The sequence below is a fragment of the Sorangium sp. KYC3313 genome (assembly GCF_052075895.1).
In the GTDB taxonomy this organism is placed as follows: domain Bacteria; phylum Myxococcota_A; class Polyangia; order Polyangiales; family Polyangiaceae; genus Sorangium; species Sorangium cellulosum_B.
The window spans coordinates 9038079-9050732 of the sequence record NZ_CP197255.1 but is presented as its reverse complement, the minus strand read 5'-3'; the positions used below and the strand labels follow the sequence as shown (position 1 = coordinate 9050732).

Below are 12654 nucleotides of genomic sequence, written 5' to 3'. Positions count from 1 at the left end.
CCGCCCAGCAGGCCGGAGAGCGTCGACACGACGAGCGCACCCCTGCTCAGAGACGGCCGCTCGAGTCGAGGTGTGTCGCGCTGTGACTGTGGACTGATCACGTGATCCGCCGAGCATGCATCGTGCGACAGCCGCTCTGCATGCGACCTGCCGTCGTCGTGCGAGCGCTGGTGATGTGCGTGCTCGCCTTCTCCCTTCTCTGGAGCGATTCCGGGCGCGCTGCGCCGATCGAGCCGCGCGCCGATGTGGAGCTGTTCGCGCGCGAGGGGTGCCCTCGCTGCGACGAGGCCAAGCGCTTCGTGGCCGAGCTCGCGGGCCGCCGACCCGGCCTGCGCGTGATCGTCTCGGATGTCGTCGAGGACCGCGCCGCGCTCGATCGGCTGAGGGCGATCGCCGAGGGGCAGTCGACCGCTGCCGTGAGCGTCCCCGCGTTCTATGTGCGCGGGGTGCTCGTCGTCGGGTACGCGGGGCGCGACGCGACGGGCCGGCGCATCGAGGCGTTGCTCGACAACGCGCCGCCGTCGCCCACCGCGGCCGACGAGTCTGCTGCGTCCTGCCCTCTCACTCCTCCCACGTCTCCCACGTCTCCCACGTCTCCCACGTCTCCCACGTCTCCCACGTCAGAGCAGCCACCGTGCCCGGCAGACGGCGCCGGGCCGAGCGCGGGGGTCGTCGACGTGCCCGTCTTCGGGCGCTTGGACGTCCGCGATCTCGGCCTGCCGGCGTTCACCGTCCTGCTGGGGCTCGTGGACGGGTTCAACCCGTGCGCCACGTGGGTGCTCCTCTTTCTCCTCTCCTTCCTCGCCACGCTGCGGAGCCGGGCGAAGATGCTGCTGATAGCCGGCGTATTCGTGCTCGTGAGCGGTCTCGCGTACTTCGCCTTCATGGCTGCCTGGCTGAACTTCTTTCTCCTGATCGGCGCCTCGCGCGCCGCGCAGATCGCGCTGGGAGCCATCGCCGTGCTCGCCGGTTCGGTCCACGTCAAAGACTTCTTCGCATGGAAGCGGGGCGTGTCGCTCAGCATCCCCGAGTCGGTGAAGCCGGGGATCTACGCGAGGATGCGGGCCGTCGTCAGGGCGGAGAGCCTGCCCGCCGCGCTCGCCGCCGCGTGCCTCCTCGCCGTCATGGTCAACGTCGTCGAGCTCCTCTGCACCGCGGGCCTGCCGGCGCTCTACACCCAGCTCCTCGTCGAGAAGCGCCTCCCCGCGTGGAAGCACTATGCCTATCTCGGGCTCTACAACGTGGCCTATATGGCGGACGACATGATCATGGTCGGCGTCGCGGTGGTGACGTTGAGCCGCCGCAAGCTGCAGGAAAAGGAGGGACGATGGCTGAAGCTGCTGAGCGGAGCGATCATGGTGCTTCTCGGTCTCGTCCTGCTGTTCAAGCCCGCCTGGCTGGCGACATGATCGCCCCGGATCCCCGGCGGCCGCTGCACGCGGCGACATCGCGCTCGAACCGCTGCTACGCTCGCGGGCGGAGGTCTCCGAGCACGGGCCGGCGAGGCGGGAGGAAGGGGAGCCCGTGATGGCCAGGAAGGAATTCGTCGGGCAATTCATCGAGCAGGGGCGCGCCGAGGGGATGGCGCAGGCGATGGCAGTGGCGACGATCGAGCTCTATGAAGAGCGGTTCGGCCTCATGCCACCGGCGCTGCGGTCGGCCGTGGAGGCCACGCACGACCTGAAGACGCTCCAGAGTTGGCTGCTCGTCGCCGGCGCCGGGGCGCGCGAGGTGCTGCACGACAGCGTCTCCGCCAGCTCCTCCGGGCGCTCGTCCTGACCGGCGGCCGACGACCCCGGCGAACGTGGGTCCAGCGCGCCGACGGGGATCGCCGGCGCGCGCGGAGCGCCGCCGGTCGCCGCGCCCGCCTCGCCACGCCGCGAGGTGACGGCGTGGCCCTGCGCGGCTAAGCTCGCGCTCGTGCCGTTTCCCCGGAAGACCAACCCCCTGCGCCGCCTGCCCGCGCTCGCGCTCGCGCTCGCAGCGCTGGCGGCGATCGCCGGCGCCGCGTGCGTCAGCAAGCCGACGATGCAGCTCGACCACGCCGAGATCACTGGGATCCGCATCGCCTTCCCGCCGAGCCTCGGCATCCTCATGACGATCGTCGTCAACGTCCACAACCCGAACTCGTACGACGTCGCAGTCCGCGCGGTGCGCGGTCAGGTCGTGCTCGCCGGCCGCTACCCGCTGGCGGTCGACTTCCGGGCCGACGGCGACGGCGTATGGCTCGCATCCGACCGCACGACCCAGGTCCGCGTCCCGGTCAGCGTCCCCGTCGATCTCGGCTTCCAGCTGCTCCGCGAGACGCTCTCGTCGCCCGTCATCCCGTACCGCTTCAGCGGCCGGGCGGACGTCACCGCGACGCGCACCTTCCGGCTCGAGGCCGACGACTACTCGCTCGACGATCACGGCGTCGTCGCCCGCAATCAGATCGAGACCGCCCTCGGCGTCCTGCGATAACACCCGTCGCGGCCCGAGGCTGCCGGCGGCGCCCTGGCGGCCCACGGGGCGCCCCCGCGCGGACGAACACGCGCTCGGTCTCCGGCGAGGACCACGCGCCGCGGTGCCCGCGCTGGCGCGGCGCGCGACGTGCCGAGCTCGCCTCGACGGGTGCCTCGCGCCGCCACGGAGCATGCGGGCATCGAGGCCAGTTCGGACATGGGCGGCGCGTGCTGAGCGAGGTCCCCGGGCATGTCGGACATGGGCGGGTGCCTGCTCGGCGAGACCCCCGGGCATGTCGGACATGGGCGGGTGCCTGCTCGGCGAGACTCCCGGGCATGTCGGACATGGGCGGGTGCCTGCTCGGCGAGACCCCCGGGCATGTCGGACATGGGCGGGCGCGTGCCGAGCGAGGCCCCCGGGCATGTCGGACATGGGCGGGCGCGTGCTGAGCGAGGCCCCCGGGCATGTCGGACATGGGCGCGCAGCCCGGCGTTCGGCTGCTCGCGCAGGTCTCGCTCCGCCTCGGCCGGGGTCTTGACCGCGGGGACCGCCTGGGACTTCCGGTCGATGGCCGAGCCCGCCTGGGGGTGAGGCAAGGTCGAGGGGAGGGGACGACAACGGCCAATGAGGACCGCTTCCCGGGCGCGCCTTCCCTTGTCATGGCCCTGGGGGGGACCGCCGTGTTACCATGCTCATGGAATGAGCGCCTGTCTGCACCCCGTCGCGTCGCGTTCGTGGCCTTGCCACGGCGCGCGTAGCGCGCTCGTTTCCCTGCGATCCCGGCTCCTCTGCCGGAGGTCGCCCGCACGCTCGTAGGGGAGCGGCCTTCCGGCGTTTTTCGCTGGCCGCTCCCGGAAGGAAGCGGGCTTGGCGTCGAGGGCGCCTGAGCGGGCGATCTGGGCGAGCATTCACGCCGTCCAGCTCGCCGGCGCGGACCTTCGGCCGAGCCCGGATCGCATCGACGACACAAGGAGATCCGCTCATGGCACCTCACACGAACCCCATCGTCCTCACCGAATTCGACCGCGATCGCCTCGCGCGGCTGCTCGAGGCGCTGCGCGCGCGGCCCGGGGGAGACTCCCCGAACCTGGAGGCGCTCGAGATCGAGATCGAGCGCGCCGACGTCGTGAAGGCGGCGGACATCCCACCGAACGTGGTCACCATGAACTCCAGGGTCGAGCTCGTCGATCTCGGCACAGAGGAGCGGCTCTGCGTGACCGTGGTGTTTCCCGGGATCGCCGACGTGAAGAGCGGCCGCATCTCGGTGCTCGCGCCGATGGGGCTCGCGCTGCTCGGCTGTCGAGAGGCCGAGGTGGTGGAGTGGCCCACGCCGAGCCGCACCCGGCGGCTCCGGATCGAGCGCATCGTCTATCAGCCCGAGGCGTCGGGTCGCTTCGATCTGTGAGCCTTCGGCGTGAACGGCCGGCCTCGCCGGGGTGGGCCCCATCGAGGGCCTGACCCCCGCGGCGCCCCCGTCCGTCGGCGGCCCTCGCCGCGTGGTCCGCGATCGCGAGGTGTCGGTCCGGCTGAGCGACGGCAAGGCGGAGCTCGTCGACGGCGACGCCCGGGGCGAGCCCGGGCTGCGCTTCATCGCCCGGCACGGCATCTTCTACGTCCGCGTACGTGCGCGAGTACGTGCGCGAGCCGCCCGGGCTCGACCTCGACGACCGAGCGCCCTCCGCCGGGCGCCCGTGGCGTCGCTAGCGCGAGCCGACGCCCAGGAGGGCGGTCATCGAGAGCTGCTGAGGACCGTCGCCGAACCGCGCCCGCAGCCTGCCGAGGATCGCCTTGCCGAGCGCTTCCCAGCGCTCGTCGCCCAGTTTGTCCCGCAGGAGCACCAGCGGCGCGTTGCCCCGGTTCACGGAGCGCCAGAGCTCCTCGGTCGAGGGCGACTCGCGGGAGTGCTCCGCCTCGTGCACCGAGACGTCCCGGAACCCGGCGGCCTCCATCTCGGCGCGGAACTCGCCTGGGTCTCCGAGGGGCGCTTTGCCCTCGCCGAAGGGCAGCCCGGGGAGCTCGGCGCCGATCGCCGAGAAGAGCTCGCCCAGGAGGGGCGTCCTGTCCATCGGCACCCAGCTCGCGACGACCGCGCGGCCGCCGGGGCGCAGCACCCGGAGGAGCTCGCGGAAGCCGCGGTCGCGGTCGGGGAAAAAGATCAGCCCGAACATCGAGAAGGCAGCGTCGAAGGAGCCGTCCTCGAAGGGCAGCGCCATGCCGTCGCCGACGCGGGCGTCCACCGCGAGCCCCGCGCGCGCGGCGCGCTCGCGCAGCTGCTCGACCATCGCGGGGGCGAAATCGATCGCGGTCACGCGCGCCTCCCCGGCGGCGAGGAGGGACAGGGTGCCTGGCCCGGCGGCCACGTCGAGCACGCGGGCGCCCGGGCCGACGCCGGCGAGCCGGAGCGCGTCGGCGGCATACTTCTCGAAGTGAGGAACGATGTCGGACGCGTAATCGCCGGCGACCAGGTTCCACGCGACGGGGGTGGCGAGGGGACTCGGGGGCTGGGTCATCGGCAGAGGTGCTATCACGGACGCGCCGAACGGATCCAGCCGCCGGTGTCCTGGCGCGGCGTATTCGTGGTCACCGCCTCGCCCCGGCGGCGCAGGCGGCGAGCACGCCGCGCCAGCGCCATGCCGGGATGAGATGACGTGGTGATCACCGCGCCACCGCGCTCTCGCGCCGGTTCGCCATGCGCGCCTGCGCCAGCGCCTTCGGCACGACCCTCGGGCCGGCGGGGCTCGCCGCCGCCTCCGGCGAGCCCGGATCAGCGTCCGAGTCGGCGCCCTGCTCCTCATCCGCCTTGTCGGCGCCGGCCTCGGTCGCGTCGTGGCGCGGCAGCACGGTCCTCGCGGTCGACACGAGCAGCACGCTGGTCAGCGCGACGACGCTCGCAGATCCAGCGACGAGCACCGCGATATGCATCATTGTGCGCTGGAGGAGGCTCCCTTCATTCAACTTCCGGAGGATCTTCAACATGGTGCTACCTGCCTCGTTCGCGAGCGCCCGCTCGCTGCCAGCGTCTCTGGGACAACTCCTGCGAATGCGAGCGTCGTGCCAGCAGGCATCCGCTGGAACCAGCGCATGGATCGAGGCGCTTCTTGCGCCGCTCTGCCAAAGCTGACACGTCCGCCACCTGTACAATGGCTCATCCTGCCAAAATGACAATCCGTTCTTTGAGTGTCTGGTGGTTGCGTTGCCGCGTCGTCACGTTGCCGCGTTGCCGCGTTGCCGCATGGGCCGCGTTGCGCACCGAGCGCCGACCGCGCGCGCCGGCGACCGTGGCGACGGGAAGACATGCGTGTCTGACGTGCCTGCCGCGACTTCCACGCTTTCGGGTCGCATCCTGTCCTGTCGATCTGACCAGCCTGGACGAGGACTCCGTCGCTTCGTCCACCACACGCACCACACGACCGCACGTGCGGGCTCTTCCGGCGAGGCGCGCCGTCGTCGCGATCGCGCCGTCGCCGCCGATCGCTGCCCCCTCCTGCGGGCGGCGGGGTAGAGATCGGGCCCATGCTGCTCACCCGCGCCGAAGCCACCGGATTCCGGGAGACCTCCCTGCACGCCGATGTCATGCGGTTCGTCCGCGCGCTCGAAGGCCGCAACGACCCGCGCCTGCACGTGACCCCCTTCGGGACCAGCCCGGGCGGGCGGGAGCTGCCGCTGCTCGTGCTGTCCAGGGACGGCGTGCGATCCCCGGACGAGGCCCGCCGCGCCGGGCGCCCCGTCGTGCTGATGCTCGACGGGATCCACCCCGGCGAGGTGGAGGGCAAGGAGGCCAGCCTCGCGCTCGTCCGCGATCTGCTCGACGGCCGCCACCCCGACTGGCTCGACGCGCTCGTGCTCCTCGTCGTTCCGCTGTTCAACGCGGATGGCAACGACGCGCTCGACCCGCGGAACCGCCGCCTGGACCTCAAGAAGCTCACCGGCCAGCCAGGTCCCGTCGTGGGCACCCGGACCCAGAGCCATGGCATCAACCTGAACCGCGACTACCTCCGCCAGGCCGCGCCCGAGATGCGCCTGCTCCAGCAGCGCGTGTGCATCCCCTGGGCGCCCGATCTCACGATCGACAACCACGCGACCAACGGGTCGGTGCACCGGTTCCACATGACGGTCGACGTGCCGCACACCATCGAGTCCGGCCGCCCGGAGCCGATCGCGATGGTGCGCGACCGCCTGGTCCCCGACGTGATGGCCGCGGTCCGGCGGCGCGGCTTCGAGAGCGGCTGGTACGGCAACTTCGTCGAGGACGAGCGGGTGCTCGACGCGGACGGCGAGGTCGACCCGGCGGCGCCCGTCGGCCTCGGCTGGATGACCTACCCGCACCACCCGCGGTTCGGCTCGAACTACCGCGGGCTCACGGGGCGGCTCGACCTGCTGCTCGAGTGCTACAGCTATCTCCCGTTCGAGGAGCGCGTCCAGACCGCCTCGGCGTGGCAGATCGAGGCCCTCTCCTGGGTCGCCGGCCACGCCGACGCGGTCCGCGAGGTCGTGGCCGCGAGCGCCCGGCCGCCGGAGCGCGTCGCGGTCCGGTACCGCCTCGAGCCGACCGGGACCCCGATCGACATCCTGACGCGCAGCCCGCGGGCGTTCGGCGGCGAGCCGGCCACCCTGCGGATCCCGCACCACGCGCGGTTCGTCGGGACCACGGTGGTGGATCGGCCGCGGGCCTACCTCGTGTCGCCGGCGATCGCCGAGGCGCTGCGCCGGCACGGGCTCCGCGTCGAGCCGGCCGGGGGCGTCCACGACGTCGAGGTCGCCCGGGTGGCGTCGCTCGGCGCCGAGGGCGGACGGGCGATCCTGGAGGCGGCCCGGGTCGGCGAGGTGTCGGTGCGGTGGCGCGAGGAGGCCCGGCGGGCCCCCGAGGGCTGGTCCCGGGTCGACACCGACCAGCCGCTCGGCGCGATCGCCGTGTACCTGTGCGAGCCGGAGAGCGACGACGGGGCGGTCGAGAACGGCCTCGTGGAGGCGCCCGCCATCGGGGACGAGCACCCGGCGTGGCGGGTCCGGTGAGCCCGGAGGGGTCGGGCGGTCAGGGCTTCCTGGTCGCCATCGCGAACGCGATCCCGTGCGAGAGGTCGCGGCGCGTGACGATGCTGCCGAGCTCCACCTCCAGGCCGATCAGCGCCTGAGCGACCTCGGGCCGGATGCCCGTCAACACCACCTCGGCGCCGAGCAGCCGCACCGCCTGGGCGATCCGCGCGAGCGCGCTCGCTGCCCGCGTATCGAAGGCGGAGACGCCCGTGAGGTCGACGATGCAAATCTGCGCTCCCTTGTCGGCGATCTTGTCGAGGAGCGCCTCCGTCATCTGCTGCGAGCGGCGCTCGTCCAGCGTGCCGATGAGCGGCAGGACCAGCACCTCGTCGCAGATCGGGATGATCGGCGTCGAGAGCTCGCGAAGGGCGGCGGACTGCACGCGCAGCCGATCCTGGAGCTCCTTCTGCTTGGTGATGACCTCGGTGAACATCATGATCCCGCCGATCTCGCCGCGCTCGTCGTGCCACGGGAAGACCTGCCAGCGCACCCACTCGATGCGCCCGTCGGCCCGCTGGAACGGGTCCTCCTCGTGGCGCTCGCTCGCCCCCGCGAGGCAGCGCGCATGGGTGTCCTTCCATCGCTGCGGGATCTCGGGGAAGACCTCGTAGTGCGAGAGACCGATGATCTCGCGCGGCGAGAGGCCATAGTCATCGAGCCAGCGCTTGCTCGTCAGCAGGTAACGCATGTCGCGGTCGAACAGCGCGACCGCCGCCGGCATGTAGCTCGTCAGGAGTCGCACGTAGTCCTCGAGCCGTTCCACCCCCGCGTCGCGACGGATCCTTTCCTTCTCGAGCTCGCTCACGCGCAGGCGCAGCCGCTCGAGTTCCGCGACGAGCTCGTCGTGATCCCGTCCCTGCATGTCGCACGCTCCCCCTGTGTTGTCCCGGGCGCGCTCCCGCTCTCGCACGTCGTCGCGAGTCTATCTATAACTATAACGACGCCCGCAGCCCGTCGCGCGTCGCTGACGTCGCGCGTCTCTTGCCGCCGCCCCGCTTCGCGGCGCAAGCTGCGCGCATGGCGCCCCCCTCGACACGGCCGGCCCCTGCAGCTCCGACCGGCCTCCCGATCCAACGAGAGCCCATGCAGGACCAGATTCCCGGGTTTCTGTTCATCGACCACATCGCCATGGCGGTGCCCGCCGGGCAGCTCGACGCGCAGGTGAAGGCGTACGAGATGCTCGGCTTCCGCGAGGTGCACCGGGAGGAGGTGCGGGGCACGGATCAGGTCCGCGAGGTGATGCTCCGCATCGGCGACAGCGACAACCACGTCCAGCTCCTCGAGCCGCTCTCTCCCGAGTCTCCCGTCCAGAAGCTCATCGAGAAGAACGGCGGTCGCGGGGGCTTCGCCCACGTCGCCTACCGGGTCAGCGACGTCCAGGCCGCCTTCGAAGAGCTCAAGGCGCGCGGCTTCCGCATCATCGACGCGGCGCCGCGGCCGGGCTCCCGGGGCACGACGATCTTCTTCGTGCACCCCCGATCGCGCGATGACGCGCCGTTCGGTCACCTCATCGAGGTCGTGCAGTCCCATGGATGACAGGCTCTTCGCCGATTTCGCGCCGGTCGCGCTCGCGACGTGGAAGCAGGCGCTCCACCGGGATCTCAAGGGCAAGACCGCGGACGACCTCTCGTGGGCGAGCGCCGAGGGGCTCCTCGTGCCGCCGATCTTCGCGCCGGACAGCCCCCCGCTCCCGCCGGCCACGGGCGGCCCGCTCGTGGCGTCGCTGGTCGCCGAGCTCCGGAGCGGCTCCCCGGAGCTGCGCTTCACGATGGGATGCAGCTATTTCCTGGAGATCGCCCGCCTCTCTGCCGCGCGCCTCCTGGCCGAGCGCCTGCGGCCGGGCGCCACGATCACCGCCGTCATCCCGTCGGCCGCGGTCCCCGGCGACGAGGAGCACAAGAACCTCCTCCGCGGCGTCGTCGGGATGATGGCGGCCATCGCGGGCGGCGCGGACGACATCGTCGTCTCGCCGCCCGAGCGCCTGCTCGGCAACGCCCGGGTCATCCTCCGCGAGGAGGCCCGCTTCGACGCGCGAGACAGCCCGGCGGCCGGCTCCTGGACCATCGAGCAGCTCGCGCGGAGCCTCGCGCGCGCGGCGCTGCAGCAGCTCGGCGACACGACGGAGATCCCGGCGCCGGGCGCGGCCCCGCCGGACGTCGCGTCGCTCGAGCACCTCGGCTTCTCCGCCGGCGCGCCGCCGTTCCTGCGCGGGCCGTATACCAGCATGTACGTGGTCCGCCCGTGGACCGTCCGCCAGTACGCAGGGTACTCCACGGCCGAGGAGTCGAACGCGTTCTACCGCCGCAACCTGGCCGCCGGGCAGACCGGGCTCTCGGTGGCCTTCGACCTCGCGACCCACCGCGGCTACGACTCGGATCACCCGCGCGTGGTCGGCGACGTGGGGAAGGCCGGCGTGGCCATCGACACCGTCGAGGACATGAAGATCCTCTTCGACCAGATACCGCTCGATACGATGAGCGTGTCGATGACCATGAACGGCGCCGTGCTCCCCGTCATGGCGTTCTACATCGTCGCCGCCGAGGAGCAGGGCGTGCGCCCCGAGCTGCTCTCCGGGACCATCCAGAACGACATCCTCAAGGAGTTCATGGTCCGGAACACCTATATCTACCCTCCGGCGCCGTCGATGAGGATCGTCGCCGACATCTTCCGTTACACCGCCGAGAAGATGCCGAAGTTCAACTCGATCAGCATCAGCGGCTATCACATGCAGGAGGCCGGCGCGACCGCCGAGCTGGAGCTCGCGTACACGCTCGCCGACGGCCTCGAGTACCTGCGCACCGGGCTCGCGTCGGGCATGGATATCGACGATTTCGCCGGGCGGTTCTCGTTCTTCTTCGGCATCGGCATGGACCATTTCACCGAGATCGCCAAGCTGCGGGCCGCGCGGCTCCTGTGGGCGAAGATCGTGAAGGGGTTCCACCCGAAGAACCCGAAGACGATGGCGCTCAGGACCCACTGCCAGACGTCGGGCTGGAGCCTCACCGAGCAGGACCCGTTCAACAACGTCACGCGCACGGCCGTCGAGGCGCTCGCGGCGGTTCTCGGCGGCACGCAGTCGCTGCACACGAACGCGCTGGACGAGGCGCTGGCGCTCCCCTCGGACTTCTCGGCGAAGATCGCGCGCGACACGCAGCTCTTCTTGCAGCGGGAGACCGATGTCTGCCGGGTCATCGACCCGTGGGGCGGCTCCCACCACGTCGAGCGCCTGACGGACCGGCTCGCGCGGAGAGCGTGGCAGTTCATCCAGGAGGTGGAGTCCCTGGGCGGCATGGTCAAGGCCATCGAGAACGGCCTGCCCAAGCTGCGCATCGAGGAGGCCGCGGCCCGGAAGCAGGCCCGGATCGACGCGGGCCGTGACGTCATCGTCGGGGTCAACGCGTACAGGCTGGAGAGAGAGGCGCCGATCGCGCTCCGCGAGGTGGACAACACCGCGGTTCGCGAGAACCAGCTCGCGCGGCTGCGCGAGGTGAAGGCCGCCCGCGCGGAGGGCGCCGTGGGCGAGTCGCTCGCCGCGCTCACCCGCGCCGCCGAGACGGGCGAAGGGAACCTGCTTTCGCTCGCCGCCGACGCCGCGCGCCGCCGCGCGACGCTCGGCGAGATCTCCGGCGCGCTCGAGCGCGTCTTCGGCCGCTACGAGGCCCCGGTGCGCACGGTGAGCGGCGTGTACGGCGCGGAGCTCCGCGACGCGGGCGCCGGCCGCGAGGTGGAGGCGCTCGTCCGCGAGTTCGCGGCCCTCGAGGGCCGGCGCCCGCGCATCCTGGTCGCCAAGATGGGTCAAGACGGGCACGACCGGGGGATGAAGGTCATCGCCACCGCCTTCGCGGATCTCGGGTTCGACGTCGACATCGGCCCGCTCTTCCAGACCCCGGACGAGGTGGCGCGCCACGCCGTCGAGAACGACGTGCACGTGGTCGGGGTCTCCTCGCTCGCCGGCGGCCACAAGACGCTGGTGCCGCAGCTCATCGACGCGCTCGGGCAGGCCGGCCGCGGGGACATCCTCGTGGTGGCGGGCGGCGTGATCCCGCCGCAGGACTACCGGGTTCTGGAGGAGCGCGGCGTGGCGGGGATCTTCGGGCCCGGGACGGTCATCCCCGAGGCGGCGGCGCGGATCGTCCGGACGCTCCTCGGGGGCCTCTCGTCGCAGGAGGCGCGCTAGGTTGAAGTCGAGCCCGAGGCAGCTCGTCGACGGTCTCCTCGCGGGCGACCGGGCGGCGCTCGCGCGCGCGATCACGCTGGCCGAGAGCTCGCTCCCCCGCCACCAGGAGCTCGCCGAGGAGGTCCTGGAGCGCTGCCTGCCGCACGCCGGCGGCGCCACGCGCCTCGGCATCACCGGCGTGCCCGGGGTCGGCAAGAGCACGTTCGTCGACGCGCTCGGCGTTCACCTCGTGCGCGACCGCGAGGAGACGGTGGCCGTGCTCGCGGTCGACCCGAGCAGCCCTGTCCACGGCGGGAGCATCCTCGGCGACAAGACGCGGATGCCACGGCTGGCGAGCGACCCGCGGGCCTTCATCCGCCCCTCGCCGTCGGGCGGCTCGCTCGGCGGCGTGGCGCGGGCCACGCGCCAGGCCATCCTGCTCTGCGAGGCGGCGGGATACCGCAACATCCTTGTCGAGACGGTCGGTGTCGGGCAATCCGAGGTCGCGGTCGCCGACATGACGGACTGCTTCCTGCTCCTCATGCTGCCCGGGGCCGGCGACGAGCTGCAAGGCGTGAAGCGGGGCATCATGGAGCTTGTCGATCTCGTGATCATCAACAAGGCCGACGGCGGGAACGTCGACAGGGCCGCGCGAGCGCGCCGCGATTACGAGAGCGCCTTGCACCTGTTCCCTCCGGCGCCTCACGGCTGGGCGCCCGTCGTTGGCGTCTGCTCGGCCCAGGAGGGCCGCGGCGTCAGCGAGGCGTGGGAGATCGTGCTGCGCCACCGCGCGCACATGCAGGCCAGCGGCTGGCGCCTGCGCCGCCGCGGGGCGCAGGCGCGCCGCTGGCTGTTCGAGCTCATCGAGGGGCACCTGCGGGAGGCGTTCCTGCGCAGCGCCGGCGTGCGCGAGCGCCTGTCCGGCGTGGAGGTGCTCGTCGAGGCGGGATCGCTCAGCCCGCTGCGCGCCGCGCGGCAGCTGCTGGAGGCCTGGGATCCGGCCGGGAAGGGGTGACGGCGGG

At 72.1% G+C, this 12654-nt stretch carries 11 protein-coding genes; 8 read left to right on the top strand and 3 right to left on the bottom strand.

Annotated elements, in window-relative coordinates; all coding sequences use genetic code 11:
* The first annotated feature begins 122 nt into the window (after nucleotides 1–122).
* From ACSRUE_RS34270 to rnk, 4 genes are all read left to right on the top strand, one after another.
* Nucleotides 123–1409, top strand: a complete 1287-nt coding sequence (locus tag ACSRUE_RS34270) for an NrdH-redoxin (protein WP_441287270.1) — start codon at nucleotides 123–125, stop codon at nucleotides 1407–1409.
* Nucleotides 1410–1527: 118 nt separating this feature from the next.
* The gene (locus ACSRUE_RS34265) at nucleotides 1528–1779 is read left to right on the top strand and encodes a hypothetical protein (protein ID WP_437768412.1); all 252 of its coding nucleotides are present in this window, start codon (nucleotides 1528–1530) and stop codon (nucleotides 1777–1779) included.
* Nucleotides 1780–1920: 141 nt separating this feature from the next.
* The gene (locus ACSRUE_RS34260; protein ID WP_441287269.1) at nucleotides 1921–2460 is read left to right on the top strand and encodes an LEA type 2 family protein; all 540 of its coding nucleotides are present in this window, start codon (nucleotides 1921–1923) and stop codon (nucleotides 2458–2460) included.
* Between the two features lie 964 nt (nucleotides 2461–3424).
* The gene (gene rnk, locus ACSRUE_RS34255; RefSeq protein ID WP_441287268.1) at nucleotides 3425–3847 is read left to right on the top strand and encodes a nucleoside diphosphate kinase regulator; all 423 of its coding nucleotides are present in this window, start codon (nucleotides 3425–3427) and stop codon (nucleotides 3845–3847) included.
* A 295-nt stretch (nucleotides 3848–4142) separates the two neighbouring features.
* Here the strand turns inward: rnk and ACSRUE_RS34250 are convergent, their stop codons facing one another.
* Nucleotides 4143–4952 (bottom strand): class I SAM-dependent methyltransferase, encoded by an 810-nt coding sequence (locus tag ACSRUE_RS34250; protein ID WP_441287267.1) that lies wholly within the window; start codon nucleotides 4950–4952, stop codon nucleotides 4143–4145.
* 145 nt (nucleotides 4953–5097) lie between these two features.
* The gene (locus tag ACSRUE_RS34245; protein ID WP_441287266.1) at nucleotides 5098–5418 is read right to left on the bottom strand and encodes a hypothetical protein; all 321 of its coding nucleotides are present in this window, start codon (nucleotides 5416–5418) and stop codon (nucleotides 5098–5100) included.
* 537 nt (nucleotides 5419–5955) lie between these two features.
* On the opposite strand from ACSRUE_RS34245, the gene ACSRUE_RS34240 reads away from it, so the two are divergent.
* Nucleotides 5956–7455, top strand: coding sequence for a M14 family metallopeptidase (locus tag ACSRUE_RS34240; protein WP_441287265.1), 1500 nt, complete (start codon nucleotides 5956–5958; stop codon nucleotides 7453–7455).
* A gap of 19 nt (nucleotides 7456–7474) precedes the next feature.
* On the opposite strand, the gene ACSRUE_RS34235 is transcribed toward ACSRUE_RS34240, so the two are convergent.
* Nucleotides 7475–8338: a PAS domain-containing protein gene (locus tag ACSRUE_RS34235; RefSeq protein WP_441287264.1), complete on the bottom strand. Its 864-nt coding sequence runs from the start codon at nucleotides 8336–8338 to the stop codon at nucleotides 7475–7477.
* Between the two features lie 221 nt (nucleotides 8339–8559).
* Here ACSRUE_RS34235 and ACSRUE_RS34230 point away from each other — a divergent pair, with 221 nt between their 5' ends.
* The 3 genes from ACSRUE_RS34230 to meaB are packed head-to-tail and all read left to right on the top strand — an operon-like array spanning nucleotide 8560 to nucleotide 12647.
* The gene (locus ACSRUE_RS34230) at nucleotides 8560–9012 is read left to right on the top strand and encodes a VOC family protein (protein ID WP_441287263.1); all 453 of its coding nucleotides are present in this window, start codon (nucleotides 8560–8562) and stop codon (nucleotides 9010–9012) included.
* A complete protein-coding gene (scpA, locus tag ACSRUE_RS34225) occupies nucleotides 9005–11653 on the top strand; it encodes a methylmalonyl-CoA mutase (protein WP_441287262.1) in 2649 nt (882 codons plus the stop codon). The genes ACSRUE_RS34230 and scpA overlap by 8 nt, the downstream gene beginning before the upstream one ends.
* Before the next feature lies 1 nt (nucleotide 11654).
* A complete protein-coding gene (meaB, locus tag ACSRUE_RS34220) occupies nucleotides 11655–12647 on the top strand; it encodes a methylmalonyl Co-A mutase-associated GTPase MeaB (RefSeq protein WP_441287261.1) in 993 nt (330 codons plus the stop codon).
* The last annotated feature ends 7 nt before the right edge of the window (nucleotides 12648–12654 follow it).